The following is a 14,688-nucleotide window of genomic DNA, read 5'->3' on the forward strand; positions in this document are numbered from 1 at the left end:
CCATCCCCAAGCCCGCTCAGCCTGAGCCTGTCGAAGGCCGCGCACTACCCGTGGTTCCCGCCTGATCGCCGCTCCTGCATCGCGCAAGCTCGGCAACCAGCCCCCAGTCTCCCGCCATCATCGCTTCCTTCTTGGCCCTACTCCATCCCTTGAGTTTGCGTTCGGCAGCGAAGGCTTCGTCGCGGGTCTGAAAGCTTTCGGACCATAGAAACGTAACGGGACGCCGTCTGGCTGTGTAGCCTCCCATGGTTCCGGTCTGATGCTCGGCGATCCGGCGTTCAAGATCATCAGTGTGGCCGACGTAGTAACTGCCGTCCCGGCATCGCAGGATGTAGGTGAAGAACGCCATGCCCCAGAGTCTGACGTTGGTGGGTGGCCTTCGACAAGCTCAGGCTGAGCGGGAGCGGGTTAAAACTCGGCAAGAGGCTGGTTCACGTTTCAATCTTCGCCTCAAGAAACACCGCTCATCCTGAGCTTGTCGAAGGATGTTGATTTCAGCCCTGCCCCAACGGCTCCGCAACTGCCTCTGCACCCGCAATCGCGGCCATGGCCTGTTCGATGTAACGGGCCTTTTCCCCCACGGGTGCGACGTAATGGATCGCGTCGCGGGCATCCTCCAGCGAGGCGCCGCGCGCGATCATCCACGCTGCCAGATATTGCGAGGCCAGGCACCCGCCCGCCGTCGCCACATTGCCATGCGCAACGAACGGCGCATCGATGACGTCGACGCCCGCCTCGATGACCCAGGGCTTGGTCGTCAGGTCGGTACAGGCCGGCAGCGCACCGATCAGCCCCAGCTTCGCCAGCAGCAAGGTGCCGGAGCATTGCGCCCCGATCAGCTGACGCGAAGGATCGAGCCTTATCCGGGCGAGCAGATCGGCATCGGCCGCGATGTCCCGCGTCCTGATCCCGCTGCCGACGAGCACGGCATCCGCCTCGGCCGCGAATTCCAGCGGCTTCTGCCGGCGCACGGTAACGCCGTTCATCGACGTGACCTCCTCGGCAGGCGAGGTGATATGCGCCGCCCAGCCATGCGGCTTCATGCGATTGAGAATGGCCGATGCGATGAACGAGTCCAGCTCGTTAAACCCGTCGAATGTGAGAACCGCGATCTGCATGGGATACCTCGTAGCTCGTTCAGCCGCGCCCCAGCGGCCCGTTTGCGAGCCCCTCGCGCGTGACCTCGTAGATCACATGGCGCACCATCACGCCGCCGCCACGCTCCAGCATGCGGGTACGGTCGGTCAGCACGCCGCCGATGTTCTCCATGGCCTTGCGCGAGATCGCGTTATCCTCGCCGACCTGAAAGATCGCGCGTTCATAATGCGCCAGCGCGTGGGCGAGCATCAGGCGCTTGAACTCGGCGTTGTATCCCCGTCCCCAATACTTGCGGGCGAGGAACGACCAGCCAATCTCGATTTCACCCGGCCCTGTCAGTTCGGGCTCGTCGAACTGGCTCGACCCGATGATCTCGCCGCCAGCCCCTGCGGCAGAGCTCTGGGCATGCTTGTCGATGATCGCCAGCGCTCCGCCGCGCGTCATGGCATCGGCGAAGAACTTGCGGAACACCGGCTCCTGCCAGCGGTCGTACGAGGGATGGCCCGCCCAGATCTGCGGATCCGAGGCGACGACATAGAGCGCGCGCCAGTCATCGGGACGCAGGGGCCGGAGCGACAGCCGGTCCCCTTCCAGAACCGGCTGACGATCCATCATCAGCCGGTCACGTCCGCAACGGCGGCGATGAACTTGTCGATGTTGCCCGACGTCAGCCCGGCGACGTTGATACGGCCCGACCCGGCAAAATAGATGCCGTGTTCGGCGCGCATCGCCTGCACCTGCTCGGGCGTGAACGGGATGATCGAGAACAGGCCGTTCTGTCCGCCGATTGGCGAAAGATCGACGCCGCCGGTCTTGCCGGCAGCGGCAAGCTTCGCGCGCATCTGGCGCATGCGCTCGCGCATCTGGTCCAGCTCGTCGAGCCATTGCATGGTCAGAGCCTCGTCCTCAAGGATGAGGCGCACCGCCGCACCGCCGTGATCCGGCGGCTGCGACCAGTTGGCGCGGGCCAGCGAATGACCGTTCGACATGACCTTGGCGAGGTCCGCCGGATCGGCGACCATCGCATAGAGCGCGCCGACGCGGTCGCGGTAGAGGCCGAAGTTCTTGTCGCACGAATAGCACACCAGCGCCTCGGGCACGGCGGCCAGCACACGGCGCACGCCGTAGGCGTCCTCTTCCATGCCACGGCCCAGCCCCTGATAGGCCAGGTCGATCACCGGCAGCACCTTGCGCTCGGCCAGCAGACCGGCGATCTCGTCCCACTCGGCGTTCGAATAGTCGATGCCGGTCGGGTTGTGGCAGCAGCCGTGCAGCAGGACGGCATCGCCCTCGCCGGCATCGGCCAGCGCGGCGCGCAGTGCGTCCATGTCGGTGGTGCCGTCCGCCTTGGCATGGGCGAACTCGGAAACTTCAAGACCGAGGTCGGCGCAGATCTGGTTGTGATTCGGCCAGCTCGGCTTGCCGACGATCAGGCGCTTGCAGCCCGCACGCTTCACCATCGCGAGCGCGAGGCGCAGCGAGCCGGTGCCGCCGGGGGTCTGCATGCCCTCGATCCGGCCGTCCATCGTCGGATTCGCCTTGCCGAAGATGTAGGGCATGAGCGCGGTAACGAAACCCATGTCGCCCTCGGGGCCAAGGTAGGCCTTCGAATCCTGCGTCTCGACGAGTTTCTTCTCAGCCGCCTTGATCGCGCCGAAAACCGGGGTTTCCCCCTGACCGGTACGATAGACGCCCACGCCGAGGTCGATCTTGTCGGCGCGCGGGTCGTCGTTATGGAGCTTGATCAGCGCGAGAAGCGCGTCGGCGGGCTGTTGTTGCAGGTCGGTAAGCATGGCGGCGGGGGCTTACTCCCGCTCGCCACGCCGTGCAACAGGGGACAACACAATCCGTGAAGATAGCTTCGGGAGGGCCGCCCTGCCCTCAGAACGGCAGCCACTTCTGCTTGTGCGAGAACTTCATGTAGCCGATGTTGGCACCCAGCCGCAGCCCCGCGCCGGCCCGCACGGGAATCAGCACCACGTCGCCGCGGCGCAGGTAGCTGACCGTGAAGCCGCCCACGAGATAGGCCTGCCCCTCACCCGCGCCGAAGCGGTGGTAGAGGTCCTCGCTATCGTAGAGATTGTAGACCAGAACGAAGGCGTTGCCCGCGTTGGCACCGGCATCGAAGCCGATCGAGGGGCCCGTCCAGTAAACAGGCTGCTCGCCTTCGACCTTGTGGTGCAACGTGCCCGAACCGTAACGCAGCCCCACCGCGAAGGCACCGCCGGCTTCGCGGCCGACGATATAGGCATTGGGCTCGCCCTGCTTGGCCAGCAGGTCCTTGATCAGGTCCGCAAGGCCCTTGGCACCCTTGCCGAAGACTCCCTCGGCCGCGCCGATCAGGTCGTCCTCGCGATAGGTGGACGTCGAATCGGCTGTCTGAGCCCCGGCTGTGGCGGCAGGCGCGGGAGCGGAAACCGCGTTGGCATTCCAGTCCGCGACTCCACCCCCGCTCTGCGCCGGCGTGCTGTCGGCGGCAGCCGGGGCAGTCGGCTCGCTCGATGGCAGTTCGCCTGTGGGCTGCTGCGAGAACGTGGTGCCCTGATTCAGGTCCGCATCGATCGCGGCGTCCGGATCAACGGTCGTAACTTGAGCCAGCGCGGGCGCGACCGGCGCGATCACGGCGAGCAGCGCAGCGGCCAGGGCAACGATCGGCCGGTGGAGGCGACGGCGCCCCTTGCCCCGTTCGTGAGTGCTGACTGGCATGGTATGACCCTTTCCTCGCGTAGCTGGTCGAATTCGTAACTGGCGGCCCGACGCGGCGCGTTCGCGCGTGCCATGATTGATGGCACCCTAAAAGAATCCACGGCACCTTTCCCCGCAATGAATGGGCGATGGGGCGAGTCCGTTTTGCGGCGGACCGAATCCGAAAACGCTCCGGGAGGCCGGTTTTCGGCAAATCCGCACAAAGGCGACATCGCCCCCTTGCCGCCCCCGAAACCCATGGCTATAGGGGCCCGCCTGAGCCGGCACCGGAGACGTGGGTGAGTGGCTGAAACCAGTTCCCTGCTAAGGAACCGTACTCTATCAGGGTACCGAGGGTTCGAATCCCTCCGTCTCCGCCACTAAGCCAAAACTCGAAGCAGCTTCTCAAGACCTTCCGGAACACGGCCAGAACGCACTGGCGGACCAGAGGCGGCCATAGGTCGACCCTGCATTTCGGGAAACGTCTCCCATTCAAAAGAATCGTCCGGCGTGGATGAAACGCTATGCTGATCTTTCCCGCCGCCGCGCGACCATCGTTGCCCTGTCCGCGCTGATCGGGACATTGCTGTTTACCCAGGTGTTCAGCTATTTCGTGTCGCCGAAGGCCCCCATACAGAGCCCGGACGTCGCCATTTTCATGGCAGATGCGATCCTAAGTATGGCCTTTACAGCCTTGTTTCTGTGGAAAAATACCGCCCCGGCGACAGCAACTCAAGCACGATAGAGGGTCGCAGCGTCGAGCTATCGCGCTAACAGACAATCCCCTGCCGTCGCGCGCGCCGCTTACCCGCAATTGACTCTTTTAATTAGCATACTAATGAAAATTCATGAATCGCAGCACAATGGAACGATTGTTCGCCACCCAATTCGCCAACCTGTCCCGGCGCTGGCGCCTTCTGGGGGATCAGGTTCTGTCCCGGCTCAATGTCTCCAGCTCGAGCGGTTGGTGCCTTGTCTACATGCAACGACTGGGAGAAGGCGCCTGCCAGTCGGATCTCGCCCGAGCGCTGGGAGTGCGCGAACCGACGCTGGTGCGAACCCTGAACGGTCTGGAGCAGGCCAAGCTGATCGAGCGCTTCCCCCACCCCCAGGACGCGAGGGCCAAGCTAACGCGCCTGACGGTGAACGGGGCTAGCATCGTTCGCGACGTCGAGGATTGCCTCAAGGAACTGCGCCATGAGCTGCTGGCGAGCGTGAGCAACGAGGATCTTGCAGCCACCTTGCGTGTTTACGAAAGCATCGAGGCGGCATTGACGGAACGGCGAGACTGACCGTGACTTCCCGTTTTGGACTACCGGCAGCGCTCTTTTCGCTGAAGATCTATCTGTCGGCGATGCTGGCGTTCTACGTGGCGCTTCGGATCGGACTCCCGCGCCCCTACTGGGCCATCCTGACATCGTTCATCATCGCCCAGCCGCTGGCCGGTGCTGTGCTGTCCAAGGCGTTTTTCCGCATCATCGGTACGATCGCCGGCGCGGCCGCCACCGTCATCATGGTTCCGCCGCTTTCCAACGCACCCGAGCTGCTCTCGCTCGCCATCGCGCTGTGGCTGGCACTGTGCGTGTTCATTTCCCTGCTTGAGCGGACACCGCGCGCATACATATTCGTGCTGGCCGGCTACAGTGCCTGCCTCATCGCCTTTCCCAGCGTCGAAACGCCCGGGGAGATCTTCAACGTGGCGATCCTGCGCGTGCAGGAGATCACCGTCGGCATTCTGTGCGGCAGCCTCGTGCACGGCGTGGTGCTTCCCGGATCGGTGACCGACATGCTGCTGCGTCGGGTGGACACCACCTTGCGCGACGCGGAGCGCTGGTCGCACGATTCGATCTCGACCGAGGACGTCCCGAACCTCGATGCGGAGCGCCGCCGCCTGGCACTCGACATCACCGAAATGCATCAGCTGTCCATTCACCTGCCTTTCGACACCGTGAGGGCAGCACCGCGCATCCGAACCGTGCGAGCCCTGCAGGATCAGCTATCGCAGATCCTGCCTCTGGCGGCCGGCGTCGACGACCGGATAAAGGCGCTCGCGGAACGCGGCAGGCCGCTGCCGCAGAACGTGGACCGCCTGATCGCCGATTGTCGGGCATGGCTCGCCCATCCCGGCGAGGACCGGGACGAGCGGCACAGGCAGGCCGAAGCCTTGCGCCAGCGCGCAGCCGCGCTCGAGCCCCATGTGGAAAGCGGCATGGGCTGGGATGCCGCACTGCTTCTCAATCTGCTCGCGCGTCTCTCGTCGCTGATCGCGGCCCATCGCGATTGCCGGGACTTGCGCGACCAGATGGTGAGCCCGACCAGCCGTCCCGTCTCGCCGCGCGTCGCGGAACTGCTGGAAGGACGCAGCCAGCGCACGCTCCATCGCGATGTGGCCGGCGCGGCACGAGCAGCCTTCAGCGCCGCGCTGACGGTCATCGTCGGCTGCGCACTGTGGATCGGCAGCGGCTGGCAGGACGGATGGATGGCGGTCATGCTGGCCGGCGTTTTCCTTGCCCTGTTCGCCAGCGCCGATGACCCGGTGGCTCCGATCCGCTTCTTCCTGACCGGGACCCTGATCGCCATTGTGATCGGCGGCGTTTACGCCTTCGTCATCCTTCCGCGCCTGGACGGATTCCCGATGCTCGCGGCAGCGCTGGCCCCGGGTCTCCTGATCGGCGGCGCGGCGATGTCGTCGCCGCGCCATGCCCCCGTGGCGCTGGCGGCCATGCTGGGACTTGGCAGCCCCAGCCTGCTCGCCGTGCAATACAACGGCGATTTCGCGACCTTTGCCAATGAGGCCTTTGCCCAGTTGGTCGGCATTCTCTTCGCGCTCGTCATGGTTCGCCTGCTGCAGTCCGCCGGGCTCGACGGCGCGATCCGCCGGACCCTGAAGGCGGGCTGGGCCGACATCGCCACTCGCAGCAGTCTCAACACGCCGCCCAATGTCACGGCATGGATAAGCCGCATGCTCGACCGGATCGGCCTGCTGGCGCCGCGCCTCGCCATGCGCGGCGACGATCCGGGGCAACCGCTCTACGACGCGCTGCGCGATGTTCGTACCGGGATTGTCATCGGCGAGCTGCGCCAGATGCGTCTCGACCTCCCGAAGGAAGACGGCGCCGCCATCACGCCCGTGCTGAAGGACATCGGCGACTATTACCGTGCAATGGAACCGGATCGGCCCCCTGCCAGCCCCCCGGAGATGCTGGCCCGCATCGATCATGCCGTGGCCAGGCTTGCAGACCATTCCTCCGAACAGGTTCGGCGCGCGGGCGTGCTCGCCCTCGTCAGCCTGCGCCGGAACATCTTCCCCGATGCCCCCGCATACCAGACACCCACAGGAGGAGCCCCAGCATGACCGGTGAGGTCTCCATCAGCGGCCTGTTCGTGCCGACACTCCTGCTCCTCGCGATTGTGGCACTGTTGATCAGCATGGCCACGATCCGCCTGCTCAACCTTTCGGGGTTCTACCGTTTCGTCAGCTACAAGGCGCTGGTCGACCTTGCGATCTTCATCCTGATCCTCGGCGGCCTGTCGCTTGTGGCGACCCATACCGGATTCCAGCCATGAAAAACCTTCTGCCCTCCCTCGCACGCAACCTCGCCACGGTCCTGATCGTGGTCTTCGCCGTTCTGACCGCAATCTGGATGTGGAACCATTACGAGCACAGCCCGTGGACACGCGACGGGCGCGTGCGTGCGGACGTCGTGCGCGTCACTCCGGACATCGGCGGCCTCATCACCGAAGTGGACGTGCACGACAACCAGCCGGTCAAGGCGGGCGACCTGCTCTTCGTCATCGATCGGCCGCGCTACGCACTGGCGCTGGATCAGGCGAACGCCGCCATTGCCAGTGCGAAGGCGACGCTCGCGCAGGCACGCCGCGAGGCGCAGCGCGACATCGCCCTTGGCGATCTCGTCGCCAAGGAAACGCACGAGCAGAACGTGGCGAAGGTGGAAACGGCACAGGCCGCTCTCTCTCAGGCGCTGGCGGCGCGCGAGGCCGCGGCACTCAACGTCAGGCGCACCAACGTGCATGCTTCGGTCAACGGCGTGGTCACCAATCTCGATCTCCATCCCGGCGACTATGTCGGGGCAGGGCAGCAGGCCATGGCCCTGCTGGACACGGACAGCCTGCGGGTCGAGGGCTATTTCGAGGAAACCAAGCTGCCGCAGATCCGGATCGGCGCGCCTGCGTCGGTGCATCTGATGGGCGAGGACGGGACGCTGAAGGGCCATGTCGAGAGCATCGCCGCCGGCATCAACGACACGACGCGCTCCAATTCCGGAAACCTGCTGCCCAATGTGGACCCGACGTTCAGCTGGGTCCGGCTGGCGCAGCGCATCCCCGTGCGCATCCGGCTCGACAATCCTCCCGCATCGGTACGTCTTATCGCCGGGCGAACCGCCACGGTGACCGTAGAGCCGCAGGGCGACAAGTGATGCGCTCCGCGTTCCTCTCCCTGTTGCCCGCCGTGCTGCTGGCCGGATGCGTCGCCGGCCCCGACTATCACATGCCGAAAGACGCAGTGGCCGCGTCCGATGCACCGGGACGGCCTTTCGTGTCGGTACAGGGCACCGCGTTTTCGGCCGCCCCCCTGCCCGACGAGTGGTGGCAGCTCTACAACGACCCGCGCCTGAACGAACTGGTCGAGCAGGCCCTGGCAGCCAATACCGACCTTCGCGCCGCCGACGCCAATCTGCGTCGCGCCGCCGCCATCGCACGTCAGGTGGAGGCAGGACGCACCGTATCGACGGCGGTAGGCGGCGGGATCGACCTCTCGCGTCCATCCTCGACCGGATACAGCCTGCCGGGCATCCTCGGCTATGATGCGGGCATATCGGCGGGACTTCCGCTAGACCTGTCGGGCAGAATCGCCCGGGCCATCGAGGCATCGCGCGCCGACGAAGATGTTTCGCGCGCCGCCCGCGACTATACGCGCGTTGCTGTCGCCGCTGCCGTGACGCGCGCCTATGCCGGCGTCTGCGCGGCCAATTTCAGCCTTGCGACAAACCGTCGCGTCGTTGCCCTGCAGCGCTCGACGCTGGAGGCCACCCAGCGCCTGCAGCGCGGCGGCAGGGGCACTGTCTTCGACGTCACGCGCGCCCAGGCAGCGGTCGACCGGAGCGAGGCACTGCTGCCCGCGATCGTCGCCCAGCGGCAGGCGCACCTGTTCCTGATCGCGACACTCCTGGGCAAGGTCCCGGCCGATTATCCTACGGACCTTGCCGACTGCAGCGCCCTCCCCGCCCTGACCAGCCCCCTGCCGACCGGAGACGGCGCAGCGCTGATCCGGCGCAGGCCGGATGTCCGCGCGGCCGAACGGCAAATGGCGGCCGATACGGCGCGGGTCGGCGTCGCCATGGCAGACCTCTACCCGCAAGTCAGCATCGGCGGATCGACGGGGATCGGTGGCCCCTTCAAGTCGTTCGGTTCGGGCAACAGCTTCGGCTTCAGCCTGGGCACGCTGCTGAGCTGGTCCTTTCCCAATCGCCCCGTCGTGAAGGCCCGGATTGCCGCCGCGGGGGCCCAGGCCGACGCGGACCTCGCCAATTTCGATTCGACGGTCCTTGGCGCCTTGCGCGAAACCGAAACGGCGCTGAACACCTATGCGCAAAGCCGCGAGAGCATCGCGGCGCTGCAAAAGGCCCGCGACAGCGCGGCAGGCGCTGCCGGTCAGGCCGACGAGTTGTTCCGCTTCGGGCGCTCGGACTTCCTGCAGGTGCTGGATGCAGAGCGCAGCCTTGCCGATGCCGAGGTTGCGCTGGCGGACGCCAGGACCATGATGGTGGACGACCAGATCGACATCTTTCTGGCACTGGGCGGCGGCTGGCAGCGGTAAGCCGGGTTTCGGGCGATCGCTGCGTCCTCCCGGCAAGGCAGACCAACTTCTTCGGACCAGGCAGCCGTTTCAGTCACCGCGCTGCAACATTGGGCAACTAGCGGGCTACGCGTCCTTCCTGGTTCATCGAGTCCGATGTCTGCGCTACGCCCGATCGATCGCTGGTTCATCGATGAGGTTCTCCCTCATGAAGCCGCCTTTCTGGAAGCGGCGCGCCGGCTGGAGCGCGATCCGGATGCGGCGAATGATCTGGTGCAGGCCGCTTTCGTCAAGCTGATCGCGATGGACGGCTGGGCGCAGATCGCGCAGCCGCGGCAATATGTGATGCGGATGCTGCGCAACATGTCGATCGAGCGCCTGCGCCGCGCCAAGATCGTCGAGTTCCAGCGCATGTCCGAAATCGACGACTTCGATTTTGAGGACGATGCGCCTGACCAGTTCCGGATCGCCTCGGGCAAGGACATGATCGATCGGATCGGCAAGGCGCTTCAGGCCATGCCCGAACGGTGCCGGACCGTTCTGGTCCGCCGCCGCTTCGACCAGCAGCCCCCGAAGGAAATCGCCCGCGAGCTCGGCATCAGCCTCTCGACGATGGAAAAGCGGCTCGCACGCGCGGTGGTTCTGCTGATCAGGGCGCTGGAGCCCGATGGTGCGCGGAACGGTTCGGCGGCTTCCCCTGCCGAGACCGATACGCGCGACGATGCGGCCAACGGCTGAGATAGCCGCAAAATATTTCCATGGCACTTGGCGGCAGTCCGCGCGCCAAACGTCGTGCCCTTTAGGGGCCCGCACAAGCATTGCCGGCCCAGGGAGCACGAACATACCGAATTTCCGCCCATCCGAGCAGGAGCGCCTCGCTACCGAAGCGGCGCAATGGCTGGCGCAGCTTGATCTGGGAACCGCCGATCAGGCCGCGTTCGAGCGCTGGCGCGACCAGAGCCCGGCGCACGCACTGGCCTTTGCGCGCGCCTATGCGCGCTGGGAGCAACTGGACGGAAACGAGGCCCCGCAGGCCGAACAGCACGTCGGGCCTTCCGCATCGCGCCGTGCCCTGATGCGCACGGCGCTTACGACCGCAGCGGTGTTCGGGATCGGCGGCGGCCTGCTGACTTCGCGCGCCTATGCCTGGGACCATGCCGAGACGGGCGTGGGCGAGACGCGCAAGCTCATGCTTCCCGACGGCAGCGTCCTGGCGCTGAACACGGACACCGCGGTGGCATGGAAGTTCAACGACACACAGCGCGTGGTCCGGCTCGAACGCGGCGAAGTGGCGCTGGACGTTTCGCCCGGCCCGGGCATGCTGTCGCTGGAAAGCGAAGGGGCCAGCACGGCGCTTTCGGCCGGCCGTTTCAATGCGCGGCTCAAGGCCGGGGCGCTCGACGTGATGGTCCTGCGCGGCAAGGCCAGCAGCAAGGCGCAAGCGCTCGGTTCCGCCCATGCGCCGATCGTGGCCGATGCCTATCACACACTCCTGCTGGCCACGGGCGAGCCGAGCGTGCGCACGGTATCGAAACAGCAGGTCGCGGCGACGCTGGCCTGGCAGGATGGCGAGATCCTGTTTCAGGACGAGCCGCTCTCCGTCGCGCTGGAGGAATACAACCGGTACCTGCCGGGCAAGATCGTCATTGTCGATTCCAGCCTGAGCGGCATCCGCGTGGGCGGCCGCTTCACCTCCACCGATCCCTCAGCCTTCCTCGAGGCACTGGAAGCCACGCTCGACATCGATGCACGGCCCGTGAATGGAAATTATGTGCTGACTCGAAAAAAATAATCGCGCGACTTGGCGGCGCTCCATTCCCCAGCCGTCTTAAGAGGTGAAAGCAGTTCACCTATTCAATATCGGGGGTCGTAATGATTGAACATTCAGTTCTGTCATCTCTTAAGTATGCCTGTTGTATTTCTGCAGTTTTTACCCCTTGCGCGGCACTTGCGGAAGAATCTGCAGAGAAATATTTCGATATTCCGGCACAGAACTTGCCGGATGCTTTGAACGCCTATGCGCAGCAGGCCGACGTCCAGATCTTTTTCCCGAGCGAGAAGATCGCCTCAATCCGCTCCGTGCCGATCAAGGGCAAGCTGAAGACCGATGAGGCGCTGCGCCGCCTGATCGCCGGCAGCGGGCTGGAAATCGCCCGCAAGAGCGGCGGCACGATCATGCTGCGCGCGGCATCCGAACCGGCCCGGAAAGCGAGCGGGGCCACGGTGGTCTCCAACGAGCCCATCGTCGTGACCGGATCGCGCATTGCCCGCACCGAGGAAGACACCTCCACCCCCGTTTCCACGATCGATCGGACGCTGATCGAAGCGAGCGGCAGCATCGTCCTGGAAGACGTACTGACCCGCCAGCCGCAATATTCGGGCGGCTTCACCTCGCGGTCGAACAACCCCGGCACCGGCGCGGCCCAGATCGACCTGCGCGGTCTCGGCTCGAACCGCAACCTGGTGCTGGTCAACGGCCGCCGCTACGTCTTCTTCGGCCAGGATCAGGTGACCGACATCAACGTCATCCCCGCCGCATTGGTCGAGCGGATCGAGACGGTGACCGGCGGTTCCTCAGCCGTTTACGGCTCTGATGCCATTGCCGGCGTGACGAACTTCATCCTGCGCGACGATTTCGAGGGCATCGAAGCGAGAGCGCAGCTTGGCGGCGACACGCGCGGCGACGGCCAGACCTACAGCCTCGACCTGACCGCGGGGACGAATTTTGCCGACGACCGCGGCAATTTCGTGATCTCGGGCAGCTACTACAAGCGCGACGGCATCCGCCAGGCCGCGCGCGCCTATGCGGGCAGAGTGCTCGACGATGGGTATGATGAAAACTGGAACCCGGCGCTGGTCGAAACCGGCTCGCTGCGTTCGCCCGACGGCAGCTTTTCCTATATCCCTTACGGCGATCAGCTGCTGCAGCCGGGCATGGAAGGGCTGCGCGATGCGCTGTCCGCCGCCGGGCTGGCCGACATCGGCCCGACGGGCTTCACATTCGACGGCGCCGGCTCCGACGCACGCGTGCACAACGATCCGGCGGACCGCTACAACTACGCGCTGCTCAACTATCTGCAGACGCCGGCAAAGCGCTATGGCGTTTCGGCCTTCACCCATTTCGACGCCAGCGACGCGCTGACGCTCTACGGCGAATTTTCCTATTACCGCAACGAAGTGGACATGCAGCTCGCCGAGGCGAACCTCGCGGGCACCATGCGCTTCGATGTCACCAATCCCTATGTCTCGCCCGAGATGAACGAGGTCTTCCGCCAGCTCGACCTGCTCGAGACGGGCGACGCCTACAACGACGGGCTGGTCAGTCTGCGCGTCAACCGCCGTTTCACCGAATTCGGCCCGCGCGAGGCGTTGGTGGTGCGTGATTCCTATCGCGCGGGCGGCGGCATCCGGGGCGACCTTGGCGATCTGGGCGGACAGTTCCTGCGCAATGTCCACTATGACCTGAACTATTTCTACAGCCGCGCCGACAGCTCCACGCACCTCAACAACATGGTGTCCTACAGCGGCCTTGCCGCAGGCATCCTCAGCGTCGACGGCGCCGATCCGCTGGTCAATCTCTTCGGCGCAGGCGGCATTTCGGACGAGGCCGTCCGGCAGCTGAAGATCGACACCAGCAACCCGACCGAGACCGAGCTGCAAGTCGCCTCGGCCATCGTCACCAGCGATGTCGCGCCGCTGCCGGCCGGACCGCTCAGCATGTCGCTCGGCTTCGAATGGCGCTCCGCCTATGCGCGTTCCAGCTCGGACCCGGCGCTGGAAAGCGGCGATGCGGTGGGTTTCGATGCCTATTCGCCGACCGAGGGCGAAGTGAACGTCTACGAGATCTTCGGCGAAATGCGGCTGCCGCTGCTGTCGGAGGAATCGCCGATCGGCCGGGTGACCGCCAATGGCGCCTTCCGCTATTCGGACTATGACCTGACCGTCGCGAACGGCGTGTGGACCTATCTGGGCGGGCTCGAATGGGCCCCCGTCCCCGGCCTCAACTTGCGCGGCCAGTGGCAGCACGCGGTGCGCGCGCCCAATATCGGCGAACTGTTCGGCGGCCAGTCCGCGGACCGTCCGCGCGCGACCGACCCCTGCGCCGATCCGAGCGCGGCCGCCGATCCGACCTTGCGCGACTTGTGCATCGCCACCGGCGTTCCGGCCAATCTGGTGGGCAGCCCCATCGTCCAGACGGGCGGCCGCGTCGATGCGCTCTATGGCGGCAATCCGGACCTCGATGTCGAAAAGTCGGATACCTACACGTTCGGCTTCACGCTTGCCCCGCGCGCCGTGCCGAACCTGCGTGTTTCGGTCGACTACTTCCACATCGAGGTGAAGGACGCGATCTCGATGCTCGCGGGCGGCGTCGAGAGCACGCTCGACCTTTGCTACAACGTCATCCAGGACCCCGCCAGCGACGTGTGCCAGGCGATCCGCCGCGATCCCGCAGATGGCGTGATCGCCGCGCCCTACAGCATCCTTGCGACCTATACGAACATCGGCAAGCTGGAGACCTCGGGCATCGACTTCGGCGTGTCCTGGTCGCAGCCGCTGGCCTTCGGCATTGGCGGCAACGACAGCCATCTCGCCATCGACATCCGCGGGACCTGGCTGGAGAAATACGCGATCACCCCGGTGCAGGATCTGCCCGATCAGGTCTACGAATGCGAAGGCGCTTTCGGCCTGACCTGCGGCGGCCCCTTCCCGCGCTTCAAGACCGCGAGCCGGATCACCTGGAGCAGCGGCGGCCTCATGCTGAGCGCACAGCACCGCCATCTGAGCGCCGTGACCGACGATCGCATCCTGGTCCCTGCGCGCAGCGGCGAAAGCGGCCCGACCAAGGCCGATCTGGCCGCCCCCGTCATGGGATCGCGCGACTATGTCGACATCTCCGTCAGCTACGAAGTGGGGCGGACCGGGCTCACCTTCTTCGGGGGCGTGAACAACGTGTTCGACGTCGATCCGCCGATCGTCGCGGATTCGCAACAACAAGCCAATACCTACCCTTCAACCTACGACGCACTTGGTGCCGAATATTTCGTCGGCGCGAAGCTGCGTTTCTAAAATGGGGGCCAGCTTCATCG

General features: G+C 65.5%; 14 protein-coding genes and 1 tRNA gene. 10 read left to right on the plus strand and 5 right to left on the minus strand.

Annotated elements, in window-relative coordinates:
- Positions 1 to 16: 16 nt before the first annotated feature.
- The 5 genes from NZK81_RS03915 to NZK81_RS03935 form a co-directional block, all read right to left on the minus strand.
- Positions 17 to 349 (minus strand): GIY-YIG nuclease family protein, encoded by a 333-nt coding sequence (locus tag NZK81_RS03915; RefSeq protein ID WP_260044092.1) that lies wholly within the window; start codon positions 347 to 349, stop codon positions 17 to 19.
- Between the two features lie 145 nt (positions 350 to 494).
- The gene (locus NZK81_RS03920) at positions 495 to 1,118 is read right to left on the minus strand and encodes a DJ-1/PfpI family protein (RefSeq protein WP_260044094.1); all 624 of its coding nucleotides are present in this window, start codon (positions 1,116 to 1,118) and stop codon (positions 495 to 497) included.
- A 19-nt stretch (positions 1,119 to 1,137) separates the two neighbouring features.
- The gene (locus tag NZK81_RS03925) at positions 1,138 to 1,710 is read right to left on the minus strand and encodes a GNAT family N-acetyltransferase (RefSeq protein ID WP_260044694.1); all 573 of its coding nucleotides are present in this window, start codon (positions 1,708 to 1,710) and stop codon (positions 1,138 to 1,140) included.
- Between the two features lie 2 nt (positions 1,711 to 1,712).
- Positions 1,713 to 2,891, minus strand: coding sequence for an amino acid aminotransferase (locus NZK81_RS03930; protein ID WP_260044096.1), 1,179 nt, complete (start codon positions 2,889 to 2,891; stop codon positions 1,713 to 1,715).
- Positions 2,892 to 2,979: 88 nt separating this feature from the next.
- A complete protein-coding gene (locus NZK81_RS03935) occupies positions 2,980 to 3,804 on the minus strand; it encodes a DUF1134 domain-containing protein (RefSeq protein ID WP_260044098.1) in 825 nt (274 codons plus the stop codon).
- 268 nt (positions 3,805 to 4,072) lie between these two features.
- Between NZK81_RS03935 and NZK81_RS03940 the strand changes: the two genes are divergently transcribed.
- The 10 genes from NZK81_RS03940 (at position 4,073) to NZK81_RS03985 (ending at position 14,668) form a co-directional block, all read left to right on the plus strand.
- Positions 4,073 to 4,163 (plus strand) — tRNA-Ser (locus tag NZK81_RS03940).
- A gap of 134 nt (positions 4,164 to 4,297) precedes the next feature.
- Positions 4,298 to 4,528, plus strand: coding sequence for a hypothetical protein (locus tag NZK81_RS03945; RefSeq protein ID WP_260044100.1), 231 nt, complete (start codon positions 4,298 to 4,300; stop codon positions 4,526 to 4,528).
- A 103-nt stretch (positions 4,529 to 4,631) separates the two neighbouring features.
- Positions 4,632 to 5,075: a MarR family transcriptional regulator gene (locus tag NZK81_RS03950; protein WP_260044102.1), complete on the plus strand. Its 444-nt coding sequence runs from the start codon at positions 4,632 to 4,634 to the stop codon at positions 5,073 to 5,075.
- 2 nt (positions 5,076 to 5,077) lie between these two features.
- Complete coding sequence (locus NZK81_RS03955) at positions 5,078 to 7,138, plus strand: FUSC family protein (RefSeq protein WP_260044103.1); 2,061 nt, start codon at positions 5,078 to 5,080, stop codon at positions 7,136 to 7,138.
- Entirely contained in the window at positions 7,135 to 7,350 is a 216-nt protein-coding gene (locus NZK81_RS03960) for a DUF1656 domain-containing protein (RefSeq protein WP_260044105.1), read from the plus strand. Before NZK81_RS03955 ends, NZK81_RS03960 begins: the two co-directional genes overlap by 4 nt.
- The gene (locus NZK81_RS03965; protein ID WP_260044107.1) at positions 7,347 to 8,222 is read left to right on the plus strand and encodes an efflux RND transporter periplasmic adaptor subunit; all 876 of its coding nucleotides are present in this window, start codon (positions 7,347 to 7,349) and stop codon (positions 8,220 to 8,222) included. The genes NZK81_RS03960 and NZK81_RS03965 overlap by 4 nt, the downstream gene beginning before the upstream one ends.
- A complete protein-coding gene (locus tag NZK81_RS03970; protein WP_260044109.1) occupies positions 8,222 to 9,622 on the plus strand; it encodes an efflux transporter outer membrane subunit in 1,401 nt (466 codons plus the stop codon). The genes NZK81_RS03965 and NZK81_RS03970 overlap by 1 nt, the downstream gene beginning before the upstream one ends.
- Positions 9,623 to 9,757: 135 nt before the next feature.
- Complete coding sequence (locus tag NZK81_RS03975; RefSeq protein WP_260044110.1) at positions 9,758 to 10,339, plus strand: RNA polymerase sigma factor; 582 nt, start codon at positions 9,758 to 9,760, stop codon at positions 10,337 to 10,339.
- The gene (locus tag NZK81_RS03980; protein ID WP_260044112.1) at positions 10,323 to 11,393 is read left to right on the plus strand and encodes a FecR family protein; all 1,071 of its coding nucleotides are present in this window, start codon (positions 10,323 to 10,325) and stop codon (positions 11,391 to 11,393) included. The genes NZK81_RS03975 and NZK81_RS03980 overlap by 17 nt, the downstream gene beginning before the upstream one ends.
- A gap of 203 nt (positions 11,394 to 11,596) precedes the next feature.
- On the plus strand, positions 11,597 to 14,668 hold the full coding sequence (locus NZK81_RS03985) for a TonB-dependent receptor (protein WP_260044114.1): 3,072 nt from the start codon (positions 11,597 to 11,599) through the stop codon (positions 14,666 to 14,668).
- The last annotated feature ends 20 nt before the right edge of the window (positions 14,669 to 14,688 follow it).

It is taken from the genome of Novosphingobium mangrovisedimenti, from assembly GCF_025153475.1.
Taxonomy (GTDB): domain Bacteria; phylum Pseudomonadota; class Alphaproteobacteria; order Sphingomonadales; family Sphingomonadaceae; genus Novosphingobium; species Novosphingobium mangrovi_A.

Excerpts from the sequence above, each read along its gene's own strand:
- NZK81_RS03915 (WP_260044092.1), bottom strand. The coding sequence starts at position 349 with ATGGCGTTCTTCACCTACATCCTGCGATGCCGGGACGGCAGTTACTAC.
- NZK81_RS03920 (WP_260044094.1), bottom strand. The coding sequence starts at position 1,118 with ATGCAGATCGCGGTTCTCACATTCGACGGGTTTAACGAGCTGGACTCG.
- NZK81_RS03925 (WP_260044694.1), bottom strand. The coding sequence starts at position 1,710 with ATGGATCGTCAGCCGGTTCTGGAAGGGGACCGGCTGTCGCTCCGGCCC.
- NZK81_RS03930 (WP_260044096.1), bottom strand. The coding sequence starts at position 2,891 with ATGCTTACCGACCTGCAACAACAGCCCGCCGACGCGCTTCTCGCGCTG.
- NZK81_RS03935 (WP_260044098.1), bottom strand. The coding sequence starts at position 3,804 with ATGCCAGTCAGCACTCACGAACGGGGCAAGGGGCGCCGTCGCCTCCAC.
- NZK81_RS03945 (WP_260044100.1), top strand. The coding sequence starts at position 4,298 with ATGAAACGCTATGCTGATCTTTCCCGCCGCCGCGCGACCATCGTTGCC.
- NZK81_RS03950 (WP_260044102.1), top strand. The coding sequence starts at position 4,632 with ATGAATCGCAGCACAATGGAACGATTGTTCGCCACCCAATTCGCCAAC.
- NZK81_RS03960 (WP_260044105.1), top strand. The coding sequence starts at position 7,135 with ATGACCGGTGAGGTCTCCATCAGCGGCCTGTTCGTGCCGACACTCCTG.
- NZK81_RS03965 (WP_260044107.1), top strand. The coding sequence starts at position 7,347 with ATGAAAAACCTTCTGCCCTCCCTCGCACGCAACCTCGCCACGGTCCTG.
- NZK81_RS03970 (WP_260044109.1), top strand. The coding sequence starts at position 8,222 with ATGCGCTCCGCGTTCCTCTCCCTGTTGCCCGCCGTGCTGCTGGCCGGA.
- NZK81_RS03975 (WP_260044110.1), top strand. The coding sequence starts at position 9,758 with ATGTCTGCGCTACGCCCGATCGATCGCTGGTTCATCGATGAGGTTCTC.
- NZK81_RS03980 (WP_260044112.1), top strand. The coding sequence starts at position 10,323 with ATGCGGCCAACGGCTGAGATAGCCGCAAAATATTTCCATGGCACTTGG.